Origin of the sequence: Sulfitobacter sp. EhC04 (genome assembly GCF_001650875.1) — a bacterium.
Lineage (GTDB): Bacteria > Pseudomonadota > Alphaproteobacteria > Rhodobacterales > Rhodobacteraceae > Sulfitobacter.
This window is the reverse complement of record NZ_LXYI01000078.1, coordinates 17,397-38,752: the sequence shown is the minus strand read 5'-3', so window position 1 is coordinate 38,752 and position 21,356 is coordinate 17,397. Positions and strand designations below refer to the sequence as shown.

21 protein-coding genes and 1 tRNA gene are annotated in these 21,356 nt (G+C 63.2%); 5 read left to right on the top strand and 17 right to left on the bottom strand.

Annotated features, from left to right (window positions below; all coding sequences use genetic code 11):
- Positions 1-353: 353 nt before the first annotated feature.
- The 6 genes from A8B82_RS21440 to A8B82_RS21415 form a co-directional block, all read right to left on the bottom strand.
- Positions 354-428 (bottom strand) — tRNA-Phe (locus A8B82_RS21440).
- A 91-nt stretch (positions 429-519) separates the two neighbouring features.
- Positions 520-711 (bottom strand): DNA gyrase inhibitor YacG, encoded by a 192-nt coding sequence (locus tag A8B82_RS21435; RefSeq protein ID WP_067297222.1) that lies wholly within the window; start codon positions 709-711, stop codon positions 520-522.
- Positions 711-1,730: a ribonuclease E/G gene (locus tag A8B82_RS21430; RefSeq protein ID WP_067297219.1), complete on the bottom strand. Its 1,020-nt coding sequence runs from the start codon at positions 1,728-1,730 to the stop codon at positions 711-713. Before A8B82_RS21430 ends, A8B82_RS21435 begins: the two co-directional genes overlap by 1 nt.
- Positions 1,727-2,305, bottom strand: coding sequence for a Maf family protein (locus A8B82_RS21425; protein ID WP_067297216.1), 579 nt, complete (start codon positions 2,303-2,305; stop codon positions 1,727-1,729). Before A8B82_RS21425 ends, A8B82_RS21430 begins: the two co-directional genes overlap by 4 nt.
- Positions 2,306-2,404: 99 nt before the next feature.
- Positions 2,405-2,623 carry a translation initiation factor IF-1 gene (infA, locus tag A8B82_RS21420; protein WP_005978431.1) on the bottom strand — a complete coding sequence of 73 codons (219 nt, stop codon included), beginning with the start codon at positions 2,621-2,623 and terminating at the stop codon, positions 2,405-2,407.
- A gap of 79 nt (positions 2,624-2,702) precedes the next feature.
- On the bottom strand, positions 2,703-3,578 hold the full coding sequence (locus tag A8B82_RS21415) for a carbon-nitrogen hydrolase family protein (RefSeq protein WP_067297213.1): 876 nt from the start codon (positions 3,576-3,578) through the stop codon (positions 2,703-2,705).
- A 633-nt stretch (positions 3,579-4,211) separates the two neighbouring features.
- Here A8B82_RS21415 and A8B82_RS21410 point away from each other — a divergent pair.
- Together A8B82_RS21410 and cobB are read left to right on the top strand one after the other, a co-directional pair.
- A complete protein-coding gene (locus tag A8B82_RS21410) occupies positions 4,212-5,186 on the top strand; it encodes a LysR family transcriptional regulator (RefSeq protein ID WP_067297210.1) in 975 nt (324 codons plus the stop codon).
- A complete protein-coding gene (cobB, locus tag A8B82_RS21405; RefSeq protein ID WP_067297207.1) occupies positions 5,183-5,887 on the top strand; it encodes a Sir2 family NAD+-dependent deacetylase in 705 nt (234 codons plus the stop codon). Before A8B82_RS21410 ends, cobB begins: the two co-directional genes overlap by 4 nt.
- 173 nt (positions 5,888-6,060) lie before the next feature.
- On the opposite strand, the gene A8B82_RS21400 is transcribed toward cobB, so the two are convergent.
- The gene (locus A8B82_RS21400) at positions 6,061-6,978 is read right to left on the bottom strand and encodes an alpha/beta fold hydrolase (RefSeq protein WP_067297203.1); all 918 of its coding nucleotides are present in this window, start codon (positions 6,976-6,978) and stop codon (positions 6,061-6,063) included.
- Positions 6,979-7,051: 73 nt separating this feature from the next.
- Between A8B82_RS21400 and A8B82_RS21395 the strand changes: the two genes are divergently transcribed.
- Positions 7,052-7,642 carry a TetR/AcrR family transcriptional regulator gene (locus A8B82_RS21395; RefSeq protein WP_067297202.1) on the top strand — a complete coding sequence of 197 codons (591 nt, stop codon included), beginning with the start codon at positions 7,052-7,054 and terminating at the stop codon, positions 7,640-7,642.
- 209 nt (positions 7,643-7,851) lie between these two features.
- Here the strand turns inward: A8B82_RS21395 and A8B82_RS21390 are convergent, their stop codons facing one another.
- Both A8B82_RS21390 and rpmB read right to left on the bottom strand, forming a co-directional pair.
- A complete protein-coding gene (locus tag A8B82_RS21390) occupies positions 7,852-8,328 on the bottom strand; it encodes a copper chaperone PCu(A)C (protein ID WP_067297199.1) in 477 nt (158 codons plus the stop codon).
- A 121-nt stretch (positions 8,329-8,449) separates the two neighbouring features.
- Positions 8,450-8,749: a 50S ribosomal protein L28 gene (gene rpmB, locus A8B82_RS21385; RefSeq protein ID WP_067297196.1), complete on the bottom strand. Its 300-nt coding sequence runs from the start codon at positions 8,747-8,749 to the stop codon at positions 8,450-8,452.
- 284 nt (positions 8,750-9,033) lie between these two features.
- Here rpmB and A8B82_RS21380 point away from each other — a divergent pair, with 284 nt between their 5' ends.
- Positions 9,034-9,729 (top strand): CDP-alcohol phosphatidyltransferase family protein, encoded by a 696-nt coding sequence (locus A8B82_RS21380; RefSeq protein ID WP_067297193.1) that lies wholly within the window; start codon positions 9,034-9,036, stop codon positions 9,727-9,729.
- Positions 9,730-10,234: 505 nt separating this feature from the next.
- The gene (locus tag A8B82_RS21375) at positions 10,235-11,698 is read left to right on the top strand and encodes an MFS transporter (RefSeq protein ID WP_067297191.1); all 1,464 of its coding nucleotides are present in this window, start codon (positions 10,235-10,237) and stop codon (positions 11,696-11,698) included.
- On the opposite strand, the gene A8B82_RS21370 is transcribed toward A8B82_RS21375, so the two are convergent.
- The 8 genes from A8B82_RS21370 to A8B82_RS21335 form a co-directional block, all read right to left on the bottom strand.
- Positions 11,668-12,123, bottom strand: a complete 456-nt coding sequence (locus tag A8B82_RS21370) for a methylated-DNA--[protein]-cysteine S-methyltransferase (protein WP_067297188.1) — start codon at positions 12,121-12,123, stop codon at positions 11,668-11,670. The genes A8B82_RS21375 and A8B82_RS21370 overlap by 31 nt on opposite strands.
- 604 nt (positions 12,124-12,727) lie before the next feature.
- Positions 12,728-15,769, bottom strand: coding sequence for an isoleucine--tRNA ligase (gene ileS / locus A8B82_RS21365; protein ID WP_067297185.1), 3,042 nt, complete (start codon positions 15,767-15,769; stop codon positions 12,728-12,730).
- Between the two features lie 311 nt (positions 15,770-16,080).
- Positions 16,081-16,737: a phosphoribosylanthranilate isomerase gene (locus tag A8B82_RS21360; RefSeq protein ID WP_067297184.1), complete on the bottom strand. Its 657-nt coding sequence runs from the start codon at positions 16,735-16,737 to the stop codon at positions 16,081-16,083.
- A 7-nt stretch (positions 16,738-16,744) separates the two neighbouring features.
- On the bottom strand, positions 16,745-17,095 hold the full coding sequence (locus A8B82_RS21355; protein WP_067297181.1) for a LapA family protein: 351 nt from the start codon (positions 17,093-17,095) through the stop codon (positions 16,745-16,747).
- Positions 17,095-17,379 (bottom strand): integration host factor subunit beta, encoded by a 285-nt coding sequence (ihfB, locus tag A8B82_RS21350; RefSeq protein WP_067297179.1) that lies wholly within the window; start codon positions 17,377-17,379, stop codon positions 17,095-17,097. The genes A8B82_RS21355 and ihfB overlap by 1 nt, the downstream gene beginning before the upstream one ends.
- Positions 17,380-17,722: 343 nt before the next feature.
- A complete protein-coding gene (gene rpsA / locus A8B82_RS21345) occupies positions 17,723-19,402 on the bottom strand; it encodes a 30S ribosomal protein S1 (protein WP_201120881.1) in 1,680 nt (559 codons plus the stop codon).
- A gap of 356 nt (positions 19,403-19,758) precedes the next feature.
- A complete protein-coding gene (locus tag A8B82_RS21340) occupies positions 19,759-20,355 on the bottom strand; it encodes an SCO family protein (RefSeq protein ID WP_082899418.1) in 597 nt (198 codons plus the stop codon).
- Positions 20,356-20,362: 7 nt separating this feature from the next.
- On the bottom strand, positions 20,363-21,355 hold the full coding sequence (locus A8B82_RS21335) for a DUF1775 domain-containing protein (protein ID WP_067297174.1): 993 nt from the start codon (positions 21,353-21,355) through the stop codon (positions 20,363-20,365).
- Position 21,356 lies beyond the last annotated feature (1 nt).

The window sequence follows — 21,356 nt, the reverse complement described above, 5'->3', positions numbered from 1 at the left end:
CTATCCCGCCACTTCCGTGGCTCACTTTTGCACTGACGTTCTCAGCAGGTGAATAGCTTGCTCGGCAAAATGAAAAAAGAGAGCAAAGTGGCATTTAATCTGGCAAAAGGAAAACGAGTTCCACAGCCTTCGACGTTAGTCTCTTTGCCAGAGGCAGTCGAAGTAATCGAGTAAACCAGTCGAGCTCTACCACCGACTCTGAATCAAAAGGCACATGGCGCGTTTGATTTGGCACCAACAACGTAGCGGTGCTTTCAAGAACTCAAACGACACCCAATGGACACCCAAGATAGAACACACGGCCAAACGCAAACGTGCTGCTCACGTTATGCTGTTGGTATCTTTGATTTAAATGGTGCCCGGGGGCGGAATCGAACCACCGACACGAGGATTTTCAATCCACTGCTCTACCCCTGAGCTACCCGGGCACGGGTCACCACGATGTGGTCGGGTGAGCGGGTTCTAGGACCTCTGGGGCGGGGTGTCCAGCCTCTTTTTGCCGCTGAAACCAAAGGGCTTTCAGTGTGGCTTGGGTGGCGTGTCCGCTGCGGCTTCGGCGGCCTCGATCGCGGCTTCGATGTCGTCGGGGTCGGTGGAGGGGGCCGCGTAGCTGCCGTTGAACCATTTCGCCAGGTCCAGGTCCGCACAGCGGCGCGAACAGAAGGGGCGATAGGCCTTGACCATCGGCTTGCCGCACATCGGACAGGACATCACAACACCTCCGACAGGGCCGCCCGCATGCGCTTGCGTTGCAGCTCAAAATGGCCCAGAGGGGTCCAGCCCACCAGCGCGGTTTCCACATCATCGCCCCGGAAGGCCGCGCGCAGGGCGGATTCGAAGGCGCGGCGGTCCTTTTTCGGCATCGGGGCCAGGTCCAGGGTGATCTGGCCACCCAGGCCCCGCACCCGCAGCGCACGGGGCAACAGGCGGGCACAGGCCATGTTCGCCTTGATGCCCGCAGCAAGCGAGGCATCGCTGCCGGTGTTCACGTCCACTGCCACCAGCGCGCGGGTCGGTTCCACATACATCGAGGCACCACCGCCCAGGCCCACCTGCGGGCCGCGTGCGGCCTCGACCTCATCCATCACGCCGTGGTCCTCGAAACCGCCCGGCTGCGTCACCACTTCCGCAGGCGCCGTCCAGTCGCGCCAGGCCAGCACATGGGGGCCGTCGCCTTCGGTCAATGTCTCCATCTCTGCTGCGCCGTCCTCCATGACACGGCCCGCGAGGTCGAGCATGGCGGTAATGTCCTCGGCAATGTCTTCATCATCCCCGGTGGCGCAGGAAGAGCGCAGGATCAGGCCAAACACCGTCTCCCCCGCCGTATCATGGGCGATCTCAAGCAGGCGGTCGCGCAGCGCTTCGTCCTTGATGCTGCGCGAGATGTTCAGCCCCGGCGCCTCCGGCGTGACAATGGCATAGCGGCTCTTGAACAGGAGTTTGGCAGTGACCGGGATCGCCTTGCCCGGCTCGGCAAAGCCGGTGACCTGCACCAGAATCGGCTGACCGGGGGCCAGCCCCTTGATCTGGCGCAGAAAGGCAGAGCCGTCGGGGGTTTTCAGGAACATGCCGCCCTGCCCCTTCACCGGACGGTCCGCGATGGCACGGTAGACGGTGCCGGGGCGGGGGGCGTCGCTGTCGATCAGCAGATCGTCCAGCTTGCCATCCACCATCAACGCGGCGGCCTCGCGCGCGCCCAGGTGGTCCAGAATGATCGTGCGGCCCTTCATGAGGTCCCTTTCAACAATGGATAGCCCGCTGCGATCAGCAGGTTCGCGGTTTCGGCCAGGGGCAGGCCCACGATACCGGTAAAGGAGCCGCTGATCCATGGGATCAGGGCACCGGCAGGCCCCTGGATGCCATAGCCGCCCGCCTTGCCCTGCCAGTCACCGCTGGCAAGGTAGCTGGCGATCTCGGCGTCAGACAGGGATTTCATGCGCACGGTGCTTTGCACGTCGCGCTGCCACAGTTGGTCGCCTTTTTTCACGGCGACCGCGGTGATGACCTTGTGACGGCGGCCCGACATCATCCGCAGGAACGCCTCGGCCTCTGCCGCATCCCCGGGCTTGCCCAGGATGCGCCGGCCCAGCGCCACGGTGGTATCGGCGCAAAGCACGATGTCACCCGCGTCACAGGGCACCGCCGCCACCTTTTCCCGCGCCATGCGGGCGCAATAGGGGCGCGGCAATTCGGCCTTTTTGGGGGTTTCGTCAATGTCGGGGGCGCGGATGTGATCCGGCGTCACGCCGATCTGCGCCAGCAGTTCCAGCCTGCGGGGGGAACCTGATCCGAGAATGAATGTCATGGACAGCCTTTCACAAAAGGCATCACCCGGAACAGCGACCGGGTGTCGACCGCGCCCTGCAAGCAGGACGCTCGTCGCACGGGCCGCGACAAGCGCGGCCTACTTGAAGCGGTAATTAATCCGACCCTTGGTCAGATCATAGGGGGTCATCTCGACCTGCACCTTGTCGCCTGCCAGAACACGGATGCGGTTCTTGCGCATCTTGCCTGCCGTATGCGCGATGATCTCATGGCCATTCTCAAGCTCGACCCGAAACGTCGCGTTAGGCAGGAGTTCCTTCACGACACCGGGAAATTCGAGCGTATCTTCCTTGGCCATGGTCTCTCCTTGGTTTACCGGCCCCAAATCCGGGGCACGCTGCTAAATGAGCCTATTGCGGCCATTTTTCAAGGGGTATTCAACGCAATCTGACAGGTATCGCCGCGCCATCCCGGCCCGATTGCCCGCTCCAGTGGCTGCGGTTGAGCACGACGCCATCGCGCCTGACATGGGCGACCCGGGCCAGGTCGACCTCGGCGCAGGTCCAGCCGGGGGCGTTCAGCGCGCCCTCGGCGATCACCCCGGTGGGCGGAAAGCCGGTGTCCGGCGGGGCAAAGATGCCGCCCGCGCCAAAGCTGGTGCCCAGCGCCTCGGACCAGTCGGCCTCCCCCACAACGCTGGACATGACGGTGATGCACTGGTTCTCCAGCGCGCGGGCCATTGCGCCGATGCGCACCCGCCAGTATCCGGCCAGCGCCTCGGTGACCGAGGGCACGCAGATGATGTCACAGTCGGTCAGCGCCCGGCCCAGCAAGGGAAATTCGCTGTCATAACAGATCAGTATCCCGATCTTGCCCAGCGCGGTGTCGAACACCTGAAGGTTGTTGCCCGGGATAACGTCCCAGACCTCGCCCTCGAAACGGGTCATGATCTGCTTGTCCTGCACGCCGATCTGGCCCGTGGGCGTGATCAGCCGCGCCCGGTTGACGGGCCGCGTGTCGGTCGCCGCAGGGGCAGAGGCCGCGACGATATGCACGCCATGGGCGCGGGCCAGTTTCACATGCAGGGCATCGGCCTCCGGCAGGCGGTCGGACACGGCGAACAGCGAGGCCTCCAGATCGCCCGCCACCTCCGGGCCGGCCAATGTGGCCAGTTCCATCGCGGCATATTCGGGAAACACCAGCAGGTCGGCCCCCTGCCCGGCGGCCTCTGCCACCCAATGCGAAATCTTGTCCTCGTATTGCGCCCAGGATGTCAGCACGTCGAGCGGATAGGCGGCGGTGGCGATCTTCATCTCGGTCTCCTTGTTGGGTGCACCATGGGGCGCGCGTGGAAAAGCTGCAAGTGGGGCAGGATGGCACCGAAGCGCTTTGCGTTACATGTCGGTCCCTTGACGCAAAGCACAAGCCGGGTCAGCGCCTGCCCGGCGTGGGCGATGATTCCTTGGCTCATGCCACTTTATGTCTCAACCATGATGAATCCTGTCGGGGGAACACCCAGCCTCACCAAATCGCCCGCCCGTCATGCCAAAGGCATGCCGACGATTGACGGCGCACCTTTGGTGCGACCGGCGGGCAGGCGATGGCCCGGCGCCTTCGGCTTGATTCCGGGCTTAGGCATGACTGATCAACGGCGGCTCCATCCGCTTACAAGTCTTTCGGGCGGCTTGGGGCTTCGTTGCTAAAGACCGCAAAGCTCGCATACCAGACGCTCGCGCGCCTTGCAGGGATGGTCCTCTTTGCACCCCTCCCGGACCTCGGAGGCGAAACGCAAGCGGGCAGGCGATGGCCCGGCGATGCGCCAGCCCCAAGCCAGACCCGAATGCCGCTATATTCCGCTTTCCTTATGAAGCCTTCGCAAAACCGTCATAAAACCTTGACCCCGGCAGCGGATGCTTTCAAGAAACACGAAACAAGGGGCCAGGCATATGTTGAAAAAGGGCGTCACCCTGCGCGGCATCGAAGTGTTCGAGGCGCTGGCGCAGGCCGGGTCGGTGGCACAGGCGGCCACGGCGACCGGGCTCAGCCAGCCTGCGGTCAGCCAGCAGATGCGCAATCTGGAACAGGCCGTGGGGGCCGAGCTGATCGACCATTCGCGCCGCCCCATGCGGCTGACCCCGGCGGGGGAATTGTTTCTGCGCCACGCCGGGGTGGCGCTGTCCGAACTCAGGCTGGCGCAAAGCGAGGTCACGGTGATGGATCTGGCCCACCTCAAGGAATTGAGCCTGGGCATCATCGACGACTTCGACAATGATCTGACCCCGCGCCTTGCCACCATCCTCGCCGACAGCCTGACCGGCTGCCGGTTCCGCATGATCACCGACGGCAGTCTTGAACTGGCCGCCGCGATGCAGGCGCGCGCCCTGCACATCGCCATCGCGGCCAGACCCGCAGAACCGCCCGACGGGGTCACCGAATACCCGCTGGCGCGCGATCCCTTCATCATCGTGGCCCCTGCCGGGCTGGTCCAGACCCCCTCCGAGCTGCTGGCGGGCGCGGGGCCGCTGCCCCTGCTGCACTACGCGGCAGAGCAGTTGATCGCGCGGCAGATCGGCGGGCATATCGCGCGGGCCGGGCTGACCTTGCCGACCCGGTTCGAGATCGGCAGCCATCTGGCGCTGATGGCGATGGTCGCGCGCGGCATCGGCTGGGCGATCACCACGCCGCTGGGCTATATGCGCGCCACACGGTTCCACGAGGCGCTGCATCCGATGCCCCTGCCGCTGCCGGATGCCGCGCGCCAGATCACGCTTTTTGCCGGGTCCGACTGGTCCGACCCCGTGCCGCGCGATATATCCGCAACCATGCGCCGCCTGATGCAGACCCATATGATCGGCCCGGTCACCGCACAGTTGCCCTGGCTGGCAGACAGTTTCCACCTGATCGAGGACCCGACCCCATGATCCATTCCCGCAGCAAGATCGTGATCCTGACCGGTGCCGGCATCTCTGCCGAAAGCGGGATCGAGACCTTTCGCGCCGACGATGGTCTCTGGGCGCAGCACCGGGTGGAGGACGTGGCCACGCCCGAGGGGTTTGCCCGCGATCCGAAGCTGGTGGTCGATTTCTACAATGCCCGCCGCGCGCAATTGCCGGATGTTGAGCCCAACGCCGCGCACCGCGCCCTCGCCCGGCTGGAGGCGGAACACGGCGGCGAGGTCATCGTGATCACCCAGAACGTCGATGACCTGCATGAACGGGGCGGATCAAGGACCGTGATGCACATGCACGGAGAGCTGAAAAGCGCGCTCTGCGCAGCTTGCGATCACCGCTGGCCCGCGCCGATGGTGATGGCACCGGGCGATACCTGCCCCGCCTGCGGCGCACCCGCAGCGCGGCCCGATATCGTCTGGTTCGGGGAAATGCCCTATGACATGGACGCGCTGTTCCAGCACCTGAGCGAGGCGGAGGTCTTTATCGCCATCGGCACCTCGGGCAATGTCTATCCGGCGGCCGGTTTTGTCGCCGAGGCCCGCCGCGCGGGAGCCCATACGATTGAGTTCAATCTTGAACGCTCAATCGTCGGCAACCAGTTCGAGGAACACCGCACCGGCCCGGCCTCAAAGACCGTGACCGCATGGGTAGAGGAATTCCTGCGCGGCTAGCGTCGCGGCGAATTCCCCTGATCCGATCCGCGCACGACGTCACCCGATCGTAGCCCAAACGTCAGGCATTTCTGCCTGAAAACGAACCTTCATCTGATATGACTCAAAGGCGGCAATGCGGACAGAGTTGCCGTTTCCTATAGCGGTCCGAAGGTCTGTTTCGTCTTAGCATATTACTTGAGAGCGATTGTCTCCCCCAAGCCGAGAAAGTCGAGGATCGGCGGCGCAATTTGGTCGGCGTGATGTATCCATGGTGCATGACCGCCATCGACAATGTGAAGACAAGCATCAGGGATGACCTCGGCGGCTTGTCGACCGATCTCTTCTCCCCCGAACGGATCACGACGTGCGAAGATGAGCAGAGATGGGGTGTTGATACGGCTCAAAATTTCACGGCTCAGCGCCATTCCCGGGCGTGCGCCCCGCACCCCGACAACCGCATTGAGCATCGCCAAAAACGTCGGCTCGAACCCCGGCAGGCGCTCGGTCGCCAGCAGCAGGTCGGCGATCTCTTGCGGCAGCGGATATTCGTGGACCATCTTCGACAATTGCTTGACTTGTCGGGGCGACGGGGGCTGCAACCGCATCATGAACCACCCCAGACCTCGCTTGGACAAGAGCCGCATCGGTAGAGGCGCTGAGGTCTCCAGTATCAGTGCGGGGCACCCGACATGAACGAGTGCGGCAATCCGTTCTGGTTGGTCAAGCGCGAACCATGAAGCCCAATGTGAACCAAGGGAATTTGCGATGATCGTTGGTCGGTCAAGCTTGAGCCCGTCCAGCACCTGCCCGACAAAGGCAACCGCCGTCGCCTTCAGATCCTGCGCGACTGTCGGGGTCGTGCTGGTCAATCCAAAGCCCGGCAAGTCAACGGCATAAAGCTTCAAGCCCTTCAATTGGGCCATCAAGGGAGCCCACATTGCCGCTGGTGTGCCAATCCCGTTGAACAAGATTGCAGGTGGGCCTTCGCCCGCCACCAGAACCTGCGCACGTCCCTCCACGACCGGGACGTCGATGAACTTTTGCTCTAAATCAATACCATAGCGGGCAAAAGTTGCAGCCTGTGCCGCGAGAAAAGATTGCACTTCCATGGGAGCCACCCTATTGTCCTAGTTTACAACGTGTAAAGCAAACTAGAGGCCAGTTTACATAGTGTCAAGTAAAGTGCCTGACTACGGCAGTTCGCAGACCCGCGAGCACATCCTCAAGGCAAGCTGGGACCTGATAGCAAATCACGAATCCAGCCTGAAGCTGACCGAAGTGGCGACGAAAGCGGCTGTCTCACGGCAGGCGATATACCTCCATTTCGGTGACCGGGCTGGACTAGTGCTGGCACTCGTCCAGCATATGGACGAAACGCTCGACCTCGGCAGCAAGCTCGCGCATGTGCGTGCCGCACCGGACGGAGCCGAACTCCTTGGGCGCGCCATGCGCCTAAACACACAGTTCTGGTCAGCGGTGTTTCCGGTCGCTCGGATTCTGGAGGCCGCGCAGAACGACGATGCGGCGCTGAGTTCGGCATGGCATGATCGCATGACGTTTCGCCAAAAAACCTTCTTGGCGATGATCAAGCAGATCGCCGACGGAGGTGAGCTTTCACCTGACTGGGACATCGAGGAAGCGGCCGGGGTTCTCTACGCGACAGCTCATTTTGACACGTGGAGAGAACTCACACATCATCTTGGCTGGACCGAGGATCGGTATGTCGTGGCGATGACACGATTGCTTTGCCGGGCTCTTCTCCGCCGATCGTGAATCATGCTTCCGCTACCCCAATCTCATTTGTTTCTTCACAGCTATGAAATCAGTGCGGCCATTCACGTAAAGCGCAGCATCGGTCAAAGTGGGCTCAAACCGGACCTTTGCCGCATCGGGCTTTAAGGTCCGGCTTGTCAACTTTTCTGCGATCCGTCACGTAAAGGCCGAAGTCTTCTGACTTGCCCTCCGCGCGGTGCGGACGTGGTTCAGTCGCCGTGTTTCATCGCCCCATGATCCATCGCCCCGTGATCCGGCTTGCGGTCGTGGTCCACGGGGATCATCAACTGCATCTCGCCCGCCTTTTCGAAGGTCAGCGTGACGGGAACCTCACTGCCCTGTTCCAGCGGGCCGGTCAGCCCCATGAACATCACATGATCGCCGCCGCGCGCCAACCTGTGCATGCCGCCTGCGGGGACCGGGATGCCTTCCTCGATCTCGGACATGCGCATGACGCCGTTTTCGTCCTCGCTGTGGGTATGCAATTCGACCCGCCCGGCCACGTCAGAGCTGACGGCGATCAGGCGGTCGTCTTCGGCCCCGTCGTTCATCAACGTCATGAAGGCCGCACCACTGGCGGATGTCGGGGTGGAGCTGCGCAGATAGGCATCCTTGACCATGATCTCGGCACAGGCGGGGGCCGCAAGAAGGGCCGCGGCGATGGCAACGGTCAGAAATCGGGTCATTTTCGGTATCCTTGGTTGATCTGCGGTGCAGGCGCGGTTCAGACCGTAAGACGAGAGGCCAAAACGACACAACCCCGGACACGGGGGACCGGGGTTGCAAAGTCGACGGAATGGAAAACGCTTAGCTCAGCGCGTCAGCTTCCATGCCGGATTTCTTGATCGCTTTCTTGATCTTCAGCGCATTGGCGGACAGCTCGGTGTCTTTCGCCTTGGCCAGGAACTTGTCCAGACCGCCACGGTGGTCAACGGACCGCAGGGCATGTGCAGAGATACGCAGTTTGAACGAACGGCCCAGCGCTTCGGATTGCAGGGTCGTGTCATTCAGATTGGGCAGGAAACGACGCCGCGTCTTGTTGTTGGCGTGGCTTACGTTGTTGCCCGTCATCGGGCCTTTTCCGGTCAGTTCGCAAACACGCGACATGGGTTCATCCTTTGTTTTAGTGGTGCGGCAACGCAGGCCCGTTGCAACACATAAAAGGGGCCGCGCGATGCGACCCGTAAACTTGTCCGCTGGCTTTAGTGGGAATCACCTTTGGCGTCAAGCCGATGTGACCGAAGTTATGCCACCCCGCAGCAGGCGGTGATATCGCCCCGCCGCCACGGCACAGGGCGGCGCGGCACCGCCTGAGGTTGCAAAAATCACGCCAGGCTACCGCTTTCGCATTTATTTCTTTCATCCGGCAGCCCGATTTGCAACACCAAGGCATGTCCATTCGCATGCGTGCCCTTCTTGTTCACCTTTTCACCGCAACCGGCGCTGTCTTTGCCATGCTGGCCATGCTGGCCGCCGTCGACCGCGAATGGGACATGATGTTCCTCTGGCTGGTGGTCGCCTTTTTCGTGGATGGCATCGACGGGCCGCTGGCGCGCAAATACGATGTAAAGACCAACGCGCCGGAATTCGACGGCGTGCTGCTGGACCTGATCATCGACTACCTCACCTATGTCTTTATCCCGGCCTTCGCCCTGTTCTCCTCCGGCCTCATGGACGGGTGGAGCGGCTGGGTCATGATCATTGTCGTGACCTTCGCCTCCGCCATGTATTTCTGCGACACCCGGATGAAGACCAGGGACAATTCGTTCTCCGGCTTTCCGGGGTGTTTCAACATGCTGGTGCTGGTGCTGTTTGCCCTGACACCGCCCTGGTGGGTCTGCCTGATCATCGTCACGACCCTGTCCGTTGCGATGTTCCTGCCGATCAAGTTCGTGCATCCCGTGCGCACCGAGCGCTGGCGCGGGGTGACCCTGCCGATGGCGCTGGCCTGGACCTTCTTTGCCGGCTGGGCCGCCTGGGGCAATTTCGACGCGGCAAGCTGGGCACCCTGGGGGCTTGTGATCACCTCCGTCTACCTGATCCTGGCCGGTGCGGTGCAGCAGGCGTTCTTTGACCCGAAAGACTGACGGTCACAGGACGGGCGGCTGGATCGAGCCCGGCGCGACCTGAGGTGCCCGGCCGGGCAGCGCCCGACCTGGAGGGCGTTCCAAACCTATACGCGGTGGGAAACGCATCTTCACGCCAGCCGCTCGTGTGGTGGCTGAGGTTGCAAATTCGCCCTCCGGGGGGAGGTCGGGCGATGCCCGGCTTGGTGCCGGGCGGGGGCAAGCCGGGCCGTCGCCTGCCCGGGGTGGGCGATGCTGACTTATGTTCATGCCACTTAACTTATCAACCATGATGAATCCTATCAGGGGGAACACCTGGCCTTACCATATCGCCTACCCGACCGGCGGGCAGGCGATGGCCCGGCGCCTGCGGCTTGTTCCAGGCCTGGGTGTCAGTGATCGACGGCGGGAAAACCGCGTTGCGGGGGCAAGGGGTAAGGGTAGGCGCGGCAAACAAAGTCACATTTCCGCTTGACCTCAACCTTGGTTGAGCCGCCATCAAGGGGCATACTGCAAAGGATTGCCCATGACCGTCCAGACACCCCCTGCCCCGAAAACCGACTATGTGCCCTGGCGCGAGTTCCTGAGCGCAGGCTACACCGCGCCCTTGCTGCTGGTCTCCCTTGGTGTCTGGCTGCATGCCGCCGACAGCCTTGTGGTGGCCACCATGCTGCCCGCCATCGTGGGTGAGATCGGCGGCGCGGCCTATGTCAGCTGGACCGTCTCGATCTATGAAATCGGCTCCATCGTGGCGGGGGCGGCCAGCGCGCTGCTGACGCTGCGCTATGGGCTGCGGGTGCCGATGGCGGCGGCGGCATTCTGCTTTGCCATGGGCTGTGCGCTGTCGGCACTCAGCGGGTCGATGGGGCTGGTCCTGGTCGGACGCAGTCTTCAGGGCATGGGCGGCGGCGGGTTGACCGCGCTGTCCTTCATCGCCATCGGCGTGCTGTTCCCGCGCCGCCTCGCGGCCCGCACGCTGGCTGTGGTCTCTGCCTTCTGGGGGGTTTCCGCCTTTCTCGGCCCGCTTCTGGGCGGGGTGTTCGTGGAATATGCCACCTGGCGCTGGGGCTTTGGCTTTTTCGCGGTGCAGGCCCTGGGCCTTGGCCTGTGGATCGCGCTGCGCCCCGAGGCAGAGAATGCCGGTGCCGGGGCCCAGACCCCCGGTGCCTTCCCCTTCTTCCGCCTCGCCGTGCTCTGCGCTGCGGTGATCCTGATCTCCTCCGGCGGGGTCCGGGTGGAACTGCTGCGCAGCGGCCTGCTGATCCTGGCCGGGGCCGCCTGCCTGTGGTGGTTCCTGTGGCGCGATGCCCGCGCCGGGGCGGCGCGGCTGTTGCCCGCTGCCCCGCTGGACCCGCGACAGGCCACGGGCGCGACGCTGCTGATGCTTTTGTGCATCTCTATGGCCACCATCGGCCTGCTGGCCTATGGCCCGTTGCTGATGACGCTGATCCACGGGGTCTCTGCCCTGACCGCAGGCTATATCGTCGCGGCCTCTTCGATCGGCTGGACCCTGACGGCGGTAGCGGTCAGCGGATCGCCAGAGCGGCGTGACCGGCTGTGGATCGGGCTGGGCATGGGCATGACAACCCTCAGCGTCGCGGGCTTTGCCTATGCGATACCACATGGGCCGCTGTGGCTGATTGCCCTGCTCTCGGCGATCGAGGGCGGCGGTTTCGGCCTTGCCTGGACCTTCATCCTGCGCCGCGTCACAGCGCTGGTCCCGGCAGGGGAAGCGGCCCGCGTGTCCGGGGCCATCCCCACCGTGCAGCGCATGGGCTATGCCCTGGGGGCTGCCTATGTGGGGATTGTGGTCAATGCCAGCGGGTTTCTTGACATGGCAGGGCCAGCGGACGCCGCCCATGTCGCGCGGGTGCTGTTCCTGTCGAGCCTGCCGCTGGCGCTGATCGGGCTGGGTGCGATGGCGGGGCTGCTGCGCCGCCATCCGCATGACGCGGGGCTTCAGATGAGCAGCCCGGCCGCCCCCTCGTGACGCAGAAGCGCCACCTTGGTCTCGACCCCGCCGCGGCCTGAAAACCCGGTCAGCCCCTTTGCCCCCATGACCCGGTGGCAGGGGATGATCACCGGGATCGGATTGCCGCCACAGGCCTGCCCCACCGCCTGCGCCGACACGCCCAGATCGCGCGCAATCTCGCCATAGGTGCGGGTATGGCCAAAGGGGATCGCGGCGATGGCCGCACAGACCCTGCGTTGCAGGTCAGAGCCCGCAACCCGCAGCGGCAGGTCGAAATCCTCCAGCGTGCCAGCGTCATAGGCCGCCAGTTGACGCACCGCCTCGGCCAGCAGATCGCTACTGTCGGGCCGCGCCACAGCCCCCCAGCCGACAGCGGTAATTGCGCCATCCTGTTCTGTCAGGGTCAGATCGCCGAAGCGGGTGGAGATATGGCTGCGTTTCATGGTGCCAGAATGACGCGGAATGCCCCTGCGCTCAATCCGGAACCTGCGGTTATCGCGAAGGGCAGCGCCGACCCGAGGGGTGGTGCAAAGCGCCGCCCCATGGGGGCGGGTCGGCGCTGCCCGGCGTGCCGCCGGGCGGGAGGTTGTCATAACCTCGGGCCATTCACCTGCGACAGGAGAAACCGGCGTAGCGCCGTTCCGAGGGGTGGCGCAATCGCGCCGCCCCGTGGGGGCGGAACGGCGCGGCCCAACAGGAACTGTTGGGCTGGACATGATTGGCAGTTGTCTCTTCAAGCACCGATACCCGCACGAGGCCCCTGGCCCCGGCGGTGTCGCTGCAATCTGCCTGAATATGGAAAGGAGCCGGTAAAGATGGCGGCGCCGCCAGATTCGGAAAAACGAGACAGGGCATGGCCCTGCACCCTGAACGGTTCAGCGTGGCGCGATACGTCTGCGCCTCTGCTCCTGTGGTGCCGAAAGGTGGAAAGTCTTCCGGCGGTCAATCGCGATTGGGTTGGGTTCTAAGGGCCGCCGGTTAAGACATTGCCTGTCCGGCGGGCGGCAAGGGGCGGTGCCGGGCAACAGCCGCACCGCCCCGCGCGGATCAGGCCCGCGATTCGCCCTCGTGCACCGCTGCGTCGCAGCGTTTGCAGACACCGGGCGTGGCATGGCTGCCCACATCCGGCAGCACCTTCCAGCAGCGGGCGCATTTGCCGCCCTCGGCCTTCTCGAACACCACGGCGATGCCTTCGGCCTCGGGCATGCGGAACGCCTCTGCCGGGGCCGGGTCACCAGTGACAGAGATGTCAGACGTGATCGCCACATCCTCGAAAGACACGCTTTCCAGCGCCGCGCGCTGATCCGCGTCCGCGATATGCACCACCGGCGCCGCCTCCAGCGAGGCACCGATCACCTTGTCCGTCCGCTGCACCTCCAGGGCCGAGGTCACCACCCGGCGCGCCGCGCGGACCGATGCCCATTTCGCCGCCAATGCCGGGTCCAGCCAATCGGCAGGGGTTTCGGGCATGTCCACCAGATGCACCGAACTGTCCTCTCCGGGGAACCGCTCCAGCCAGACGTCCTCCATGGTAAAGACCAGCACCGGGGCCAGCCATGTGGTCAGCCGGTGGAACAGCAGGTCCAGCACCGTGCGCGCCGAGCGCCGCCGCAGCGTGTCGCCGTCGCAGTAAAGCGCATCCTTGCGGATGTCGAAATAGAAGGCCGACAGGTCCACCGTGGCAAAGGTGAAGACCGCCTGGAACACACCCTGGAAATCAAACCGCGCATAGCCGTCGCGCACCTGCCTGTCCAGTTCCGCCAGCCGGTGCAGCACCCAGCGCTCCAGCTCCGGCATATCCGCCGGTGCGACCCGGTCGCCCTCGCTGAAATCGCTCAGGCTTCCCAGCATATAGCGCATGGTATTGCGCAACCGGCGGTAGCTGTCAGCCACCCCTTTCAGGATCTCGTCCCCGATCCGCTGGTCAGCGGTGTAATCGGTCTGCGCCACCCAAAGCCGCAGGATATCCGCACCATATTGATCGACGATCTTCTGCGGCACGATGGTGTTGCCGATGGATTTGGACATTTTCATGCCCTTGGCATCCAGCGTGAACCCATGTGTCACCACATTGCGGTAGGGCGCGCGGCCCGTGGTGCCGACCGATTGCAGCAGGGACGAATGGAACCAGCCGCGGTGCTGGTCGGTGCCTTCCATATAGACATCCGCAATGCCATCCGCTGTCCCGTCGGGGCGGTCGCGCAGGGTAAAGGCATGGGTCGAGCCGCTGTCGAACCAGACATCCAGAATATCGGTCACCTGATCATAGTCATCCGGGTTCACGATGCCTTCCAGGAACCGCGCTTTTGCGCCCTCCTCATACCAGGCATCCGCGCCTTCGGCCTCGAACGCCTCGACAATCCGCTGGTTTACTTCCGGGTTGCGCAGCAGGAACCCTTCATCCGTGGGCAGCACGCCCTTTTTGGTGAAACAGGTCAGCGGCACGCCCCAGGCGCGCTGGCGCGACAGCACCCAGTCGGGGCGCGCCTGCATCATGGAATAAAGCCGGTTGCGGCCCGATTTCGGGGTCCAGTTCACATTGTCGATCTCGGTCAGGGCCCGTTCGCGGATCGTCTTGCCATGCATGTCCAGCCCGTCGCCCACCACCTTGTCGATGGCGGCAAACCATTGCGCGGTGTTGCGATAGATCACCGGCGCCTTGGAGCGCCAGGAATGCGGATAGGAGTGCTTGATCTTGCCGCGGGCCAGCAAGCCGCCGACCTCGACCAGTTTGTCGATGATGGCGCTGTTTGCGTTGCCTTCCTTGCCGTTGGGCTTCAGGATCGCCTTGCCGCCAAAGAACGGCAGATCATCGCGGAACCGCCCGTCAGGGTTCACGTTATAGGTGATTACCTGCTCCAGCATCCCGAGGCCACGGTAAAGCTCGTATTCCTCAAGACCATGGCTGGGCGCGCAATGCACAAACCCTGTGCCTTCGGTGTCAGTGACGAAGTCGGCAGCGCGGAAGTCGCGCAACCCGTCCCATTCGCCATTGCCGCCTTCGGCCCCGGCCAGCGGGTGTTGCAACGACATCCCGGCAAGCTGTGCAGCGGTCACATCGCGCAACCGACGGTACATGCCCTCCTCCAGCCGCGCCCGGCCCATGACGTCATCCGCCAGCTTGTCGGCCAGGATGTAGCGGTCCCCGACAGAGACCCAGCTTTCCTCCGGCGTGCCGGTCACCTCATAGAGGCCATAGGCGATGTCCTCGCCAAAGACGACGGCCTTGTTCGACGGCATGGTCCAGGGCGTCGTGGTCCAGATCACCACATGCGCCCCCTCAAAGTCCTGCGCAACCTGGGTTTCGGCGGCCAGTTCAGCGCCACGATCGGCAACCGATTCCTCCTCGCCGCCGGTCACCAGGTCGGCCAGCTTGAAATCCACCACCTTGAACTTCACCCAGACGGTAAAGCTCTCCTTGTCATGATACTCCACCTCGGCCTCGGCGAGGGCGGTCTGCTCCACCGGCGACCACATCACTGGTTTCGAGCCTTGATAGAGCGTGCCGTTCATCAGGAATTTCATGAACTCTTCGGCAATCACCCGCTCGGCGTGGAAATCCATGGTCAGGTACGGATCGGCCCAATTGCCGGTCACGCCCAGCCGTTTGAATTCCTCGCGCTGCACATCGACCCAACCGGCCGCGAACTGGCGGCACTCGGCGCGGAATTCGTTGATCGGCACCTCATCCTTGTCGCGGCCCTTCTTGCGGTATTGCTCCTCGATCTTCCACTCGATCGGCAGACCGTGGCAATCCCAGCCGGGGATATAGCGCGCGTCAAAGCCCATCATCTGATGGCTGCGCACGATCATGTCCTTGATCGTCTTGTTCAGCGCATGGCCGATGTGCAGGTTGCCGTTGGCATAGGGCGGGCCGTCGTGCAGCGTGAAGGGCCTGCGCGGCTTTTCATTCTTGCCCGTCCGGGCAAGGGCCGCTTTCTCGCGCAGCCGGTCATAGACCCCGATCCTTTCCCAGCGCGCCAGCCATTCCGGCTCGCGCTTGGGCAGACCGGCCCGCATCGGGAAATCGGTCTTGGGCAGGTTCAGGGTGGATTTGTAATCAAGCGTCTCTGGCGTGTCGGCACACATGTGTTGCGTCCTTCGAATCCTGGAAAAAATGGTCTGATCGGTGCGATGGTCTCAAACACCTCAAGCCCGGCGTCTCCAACAGGTCAGAGCGCCGGGAAAATAATTCGAATGAGGGTCACAAAACGCCATGCCATGCCGGGCTTATAATCAGGCACCGTCCGACGGACAAGACCCGACCCCCCTCTCTTTTTGGCCGTAAATATTCCTGGGGGAGTTTGAGGGGGCAAAGCCCCTTCAAGAGGTCGGGGAGTTTGAGGGGGCAAAGCCCCCTCATCAGCAAAAATGAATCGCGTACCGCGTCAGCGGTTCATTCAGACGACGCCATCAGACAGGGCCGCCGCGCAGAATGCCGCCATCAGATCCGCGTCCTTGACCCCCGGCGCACTTTCCACGCCGGAGGCCACATCGACCTGCCGCGCGCCGGTCATGGCGATGGCCTCGGCGACATTCTGCGGTGTCAGCCCGCCCGCCAGCATCCAGGGCACCGGCCAGCGCCGCCCGGCGATCAGCCGCCAGTCAAAGGTCAGCCCGTTGCCCCCCGGCAGAACCGCCCCCTTCGGCGGCTTGGCATCCACCAGCAGCTGGTCCGCCACCGTGCCATATTCATCCAGCGCCGCCAGATCCTCCGACGCGGCCACACCCACAACCTTCATCACCGGCAAGCCGTAGCGCGCCTTGATCTCACGCACACGCTCGACACTCTCGGCACCGTGCAACTGCAACATGTCCAGCGGCACGACCCCCACAAGCGCATCCAGAAAGGCATTGTCGGCGTTGACCGTCAAAGCGACCTTGCAGATCCCTTCCGGCACCGCACCGGCAAGAAAGGCTGCATCAGCGGGGGCCAGGTAACGTGGTGATTTCTCAAAGAAATTGAACCCGAGATAGCGCGCGCCGGCCAGAATGGCGGCGGGGACATCGGCGCTTTCGGTGAGGCCGCAGATCTTGACATTGATGGCAGCGGGCATCGGTGCCTCAGCCGGCTTCGTCCAGCAGGGCCAGAACCTCGTCCTTGCCCTTGTGCTTTTCGCCCTTCAGGCGCGCCACTTCACGCTCCAGCCTGCGCATCTCGCGCGCCTGCCGGGCCGCTTCCGCGCGCTCGCCATACTCGCGAATCCATTCCCAGACAAATCCGATCAGAAGCCCCGCAAGAATGCTGCCGAGGATCACCAGGAACAGCGGCAGCCTGATCTGCGGCGTGACCGCAAACCAATGGGCGACTTCGCCCGGCAGCACCTTCAGTTCCACGATCTCCCGGTTGGCCAGCGCAACCGCGATCAGCGCGATGGCAAAGACCGCGATGCAGAGGTAGCGAATATAACGCATCATGCTTTCCCGTTCAGCCTGTCCCGGAGCAGTTTGCCGGTCTTGAAAAACGGCACATGTTTCTCTTCCACATGCACGGTTTCGCCGGTCCGGGGGTTCCGCCCCACCCTGGCATCGCGCTTCTTGACGGAGAATGCGCCAAATCCGCGCAGCTCCACGCGATCCCCCTTGGACATGGCCCCGGTGATCTCGTCGAAGATGGTATTCACAATGCGTTCGACGTCGCGCTGGTAGAGATGCGGGTTATCATCCGCAATCTTCTGGATCAGTTCAGACCGGATCATCGCGATACCCCCCAAGGTGCGTCTATTTTCTGCGTTCCGCATACCACTATAAAAAGAAACCCCGCCGCCGTGAAGCCGTGCTTGCGCCAGGTTTCGACTTTTTCGGCGCGGAACCTCCTGTTTTTTTGGCTTTTTTGCATAACTCTTGGCCTCAGGCACCGCATCTGGCCGAAAAGCGGAATCTCCTGCGCGGGACCGGCGGGCGATTCGTTTGGCATGTCAAAAGACATAGAGGCGCGGTTTGATTGGTGCTGAACCGGCCGTTTTCGGGCTGCCGCCGACATGCAAAAAGGCCCCGCATGTCGCCATGCGGGGCCCTTTGATGTCGTCAAACGCGAGGCGTTTACTTGTCGTCGTCGCCCTTCAGCGCCGCGCCAAGGATGTCGCCCAGCGATGCACCGGAGTCGGAGGAACCGTATTGTTCGACGGCCTCTTTCTCTTCGGCGATTTCGCGTGCCTTGATCGACACGCCCAGGCGGTGTGCCTTGGTGTCGACATTGGTGATGCGCACATCGACCTTGTCCCCGACAGAGAAACGCTCGGGGCGCTGCTCGGCACGGTCACGGCTGAGGTCGGAGCGACGGATGAAGCTCTTCATGCCTTCGTATTCGACCTCGATGCCGCCATCTTCGATGGAAGTCACGTTGACCGTCACGATGGAACCGCGCTTCACGCCGCCCACGGCTTCGGCGAACTTGTCACCGCCGACACCCTTGATGGAGAGCGAAATCCGCTCTTTCTCGACGTCGACTTCGGAGACAACGGCCTGAACCATATCGCCCTTGCGGTAGTCCTGAATGGCTTCTTCGCCACGCTGGTCCCAGCTGAGGTCGCTGAGGTGAACCATGCCGTCAATGTCGCCGGGCAGACCCACGAACAGACCGAATTCGGTGATGTTCTTGACCTCGCCTTCGACTTCGGTGCCCTCGGGGTGGGTTTCCGCAAAGACTTCCCATGGGTTGCGCATGGTCTGCTTGAGACCCAGAGACACGCGGCGCTTGGCACCGTCGATTTCCAGCACCATGACTTCGACTTCCTGAGAGGTCGACACGATCTTGCCGGGGTGCACGTTCTTCTTGGTCCAGGACATTTCGGAGACGTGAACCAGACCTTCGACACCGGGCTCCAGCTCAACAAATGCGCCGTAATCGGTGATGTTGGTCACGCGGCCTGTGTGCGAGGATTCCAGCGGGTATTTGGCGGCGACCAGATCCCATGGATCTTCCTGCAACTGCTTCATGCCCAGGGAAATGCGGTGCGTTTCCTTGTTGATCTTGATCACCTGCACCTTGATCGTCTCGCCGATGGCGAGGATCTCGGAGGGGTGGTTCACGCGGCGCCATGCCATGTCGGTGACGTGCAGCAGCCCGTCAACACCGCCGAGGTCCACGAAGGCCCCGTATTCGGTGATGTTCTTGACCACACCGTCGACGTTCTGGCCTTCGGTCAGGTTGCCGATGACCTCGGCGCGCTGTTCGGCACGGGATTCTTCGAGGATCGCACGGCGCGACACCACGATGTTGCCCCGGCGACGGTCCATTTTCAGAACCTGGAACGGCTGCTTGAGACCCATCAGCGGGCCCGCATCGCGCACGGGGCGCACATCGACTTGGGAACCCGGCAGGAACGCAACTGCGCCGCCGAGGTCCACGGTGAAACCGCCCTTGACGCGGCCAAAGATCGCACCTTCGACACGTTCTTCTGCGGCATAGGCTTTTTCCAGACGATCCCAGGCTTCTTCCCGGCGCGCCATCTCGCGGGAGATGACAGCTTCGCCACGGGAGTTTTCGACCTGACGCAGGAAGACTTCGACTTCGTCGCCGACTTCGATCTTGGGCGCTTCGCCCGGATCGGCAAATTCTTTCAGCTCGACGCGGCCTTCCATCTTGTAACCGACGTCGATGATGGCCTGACCGGCCTCGATGGCAATGACCTTGCCTTTGACAACAGACCCCTCTTCGGGGGTGTCCATCTCAAAGCTCTCCTCCAGGAGTGCTTCAAATTCGTCCATAGCATTTGACATGTAGCTTTACGTTTCCTTTTAAGATGTATCTGGCCGTGCGGTTGTCTCCGCCGGTCTTGGGTGTGAATTGGACCTCGGGCCGATCCGGCAGACGCAAAAGAAAGAGGGCCGGATGGTTCCGACCCTGCCTCAGTCCTGCGTCCGGTGCTGTAATCGCCCCTTAGACAGACGCGCGTATAGGTCATTTGACGCCCGCGCGCAAGAGCCGCAGATCGCGGATGTTCATGGCAGGCGGGCGGGTCGGGGCACATGGCTGTTGCGCTGCGGTCAGATGCAGGGGGCATGTCCCGCTGGTCCCTGAGATATTGTTTGCCCGCTCCGGGCCGTGCCGGAACGGGCAAATGTCCTGATGTGGTTCAACCCGCGAACAATTTGCGGATCTTGCCAACCGCGCTGTCGAACTCTTCCTGATAGGCGATGGGCTGCACGAAACGCCCGCGATCATCGAAAAGCAGCACAAAGGCCGAGTGATCCATCGTGTAGCCGCCATCCGCCAGCGGCACTTTCTGCGCGTAGACCCGGAAGGCCCGAATCGCCTTGTCGATTTCCGCGCGCCCGCCCGACACGCCGGTCACCCCCGGCACCCAGGAGACATAATCCTCCAGCATCTCGGGCGTGTCGCGTTCGGGATCGACAGTGACAAAGAACACGCGCAGCGCGTTGCCGTCCCCGGCCAGCGCCTCCTGCCAGCCGGAGACATCGCCCAGCGTTGTCGGGCAGACCTCGGGACAATGGGCAAAGCCGAAGAACACGGCAGAGGGTGTCCCCCTCAGCGTGTCCTCGGTGAAGGTGCCGCCGTCTGTCATGGTCAGGCTGTAATCGCCCTGACCAAGCTGATCGGCAACCGATCTGTTGAGCCGTGGTTCAAGGACCGTGAACCAGCCCAGGGCCAGCAGCGCGATCAGGGTGACGCCCCACAGGGCGAACAGGAATGTCTTGCGTTGCGGTGTCATGGCGGGGTCACTCGCTCATCTTGTGATGCGCATCATGTCCGTCATGCGCGTCATGCGCCGTGCCGTCCCGTGCCAGCACCGGCATGGTCAGCGTCACCTCGCCCGCCTTTTCAAAAGTCAGGGTCACCTGTGCCTTACCGCCTTCGGCCATTGGGCCGGTGAGGTCCATGAACATGATGTGATAGCCGCCGGGTTCCAGCGTCACGGTCTCGCCCGCCGGGATCGGCAGACCGTTCTCAAGCGCGCGCATCTTCATGACCTCGCCCTGCATCTCCATCTCTTGGACCTCGACCCGTGCGGCGGCGTCAGAGGATGCGGCGATCAGGGTATCGTCGCTGTCACCGCCATTGCTGATGGTCAGGAACCCGCCCGCGACGGGCTGGTTCGGCAGGGTCGCCCGGACGAAATAGGCCGAAAGCTCAAGATCGCCCAGCGTCACGGTTTCCTCGGCGGGCATGGCCATTGCCGCATGGCCGTGGCCGTGGCCGTCGCTGCCGGCAACAAGGGTCAGACCGGGGGCGGGGTTTGGCACATCATGTGATCCGCTGGTGTCGGTCCAATCCGCTGTGCCGCTGGCGCAGGTTTGCAGGGCCGGGAAATAGATCGTCTCGCCGGGGGTCATGTCGGGGCCGACGGTGCCGCGCAGGGTGAATTCGTCATAAAAGCCGTCGGGCAGATCACCCCCCGACCAGATCACCGCCCGCACCCCTTCGGTCATCTCCTTGCCGTGGTTGTCATAGGGGGTGGCATAGGCGCCGGTTTCGGTGGTCAGGTCCCAGCCCGCTTTCGGCATCGGCTTGGCCGCGTAGAAGCCTTCGGGAATGTCGATGCGGACGGTATGTGTCGCCTCGCCCGCGCAGCCGTGCGGGACGCGCAGGGTCACCTTGGTGGTGGCACCCACTGCCGCCTGTTTCTGTTCAAGCGTGGCATGGGCATGGGCCGTGCCTGCCAGCAGGGCAAGGCAGAGGGCGGCGATGGGTTTGGTGGTCAGGTAGGTCATG

Excerpts from the sequence above, each read along its gene's own strand:
- A8B82_RS21435 (WP_067297222.1), bottom strand. The coding sequence starts at position 711 with ATGTCCTGTCCGATGTGCGGCAAGCCGATGGTCAAGGCCTATCGCCCC.
- A8B82_RS21430 (WP_067297219.1), bottom strand. The coding sequence starts at position 1,730 with ATGAAGGGCCGCACGATCATTCTGGACCACCTGGGCGCGCGCGAGGCC.
- A8B82_RS21425 (WP_067297216.1), bottom strand. The coding sequence starts at position 2,305 with ATGACATTCATTCTCGGATCAGGTTCCCCCCGCAGGCTGGAACTGCTG.
- infA (WP_005978431.1), bottom strand. The coding sequence starts at position 2,623 with ATGGCCAAGGAAGATACGCTCGAATTTCCCGGTGTCGTGAAGGAACTC.
- A8B82_RS21415 (WP_067297213.1), bottom strand. The coding sequence starts at position 3,578 with ATGAAGATCGCCACCGCCGCCTATCCGCTCGACGTGCTGACATCCTGG.
- A8B82_RS21410 (WP_067297210.1), top strand. The coding sequence starts at position 4,212 with ATGTTGAAAAAGGGCGTCACCCTGCGCGGCATCGAAGTGTTCGAGGCG.
- cobB (WP_067297207.1), top strand. The coding sequence starts at position 5,183 with ATGATCCATTCCCGCAGCAAGATCGTGATCCTGACCGGTGCCGGCATC.
- A8B82_RS21400 (WP_067297203.1), bottom strand. The coding sequence starts at position 6,978 with ATGGAAGTGCAATCTTTTCTCGCGGCACAGGCTGCAACTTTTGCCCGC.
- A8B82_RS21390 (WP_067297199.1), bottom strand. The coding sequence starts at position 8,328 with ATGACCCGATTTCTGACCGTTGCCATCGCCGCGGCCCTTCTTGCGGCC.
- rpmB (WP_067297196.1), bottom strand. The coding sequence starts at position 8,749 with ATGTCGCGTGTTTGCGAACTGACCGGAAAAGGCCCGATGACGGGCAAC.
- A8B82_RS21380 (WP_067297193.1), top strand. The coding sequence starts at position 9,034 with ATGTCCATTCGCATGCGTGCCCTTCTTGTTCACCTTTTCACCGCAACC.
- A8B82_RS21375 (WP_067297191.1), top strand. The coding sequence starts at position 10,235 with ATGACCGTCCAGACACCCCCTGCCCCGAAAACCGACTATGTGCCCTGG.
- A8B82_RS21370 (WP_067297188.1), bottom strand. The coding sequence starts at position 12,123 with ATGAAACGCAGCCATATCTCCACCCGCTTCGGCGATCTGACCCTGACA.
- ileS (WP_067297185.1), bottom strand. The coding sequence starts at position 15,769 with ATGTGTGCCGACACGCCAGAGACGCTTGATTACAAATCCACCCTGAAC.
- A8B82_RS21360 (WP_067297184.1), bottom strand. The coding sequence starts at position 16,737 with ATGCCCGCTGCCATCAATGTCAAGATCTGCGGCCTCACCGAAAGCGCC.
- A8B82_RS21355 (WP_067297181.1), bottom strand. The coding sequence starts at position 17,095 with ATGCGTTATATTCGCTACCTCTGCATCGCGGTCTTTGCCATCGCGCTG.
- ihfB (WP_067297179.1), bottom strand. The coding sequence starts at position 17,379 with ATGATCCGGTCTGAACTGATCCAGAAGATTGCGGATGATAACCCGCAT.
- rpsA (WP_201120881.1), bottom strand. The coding sequence starts at position 19,402 with ATGTCAAATGCTATGGACGAATTTGAAGCACTCCTGGAGGAGAGCTTT.
- A8B82_RS21340 (WP_082899418.1), bottom strand. The coding sequence starts at position 20,355 with ATGACACCGCAACGCAAGACATTCCTGTTCGCCCTGTGGGGCGTCACC.
- A8B82_RS21335 (WP_067297174.1), bottom strand. The coding sequence starts at position 21,355 with ATGACCTACCTGACCACCAAACCCATCGCCGCCCTCTGCCTTGCCCTG.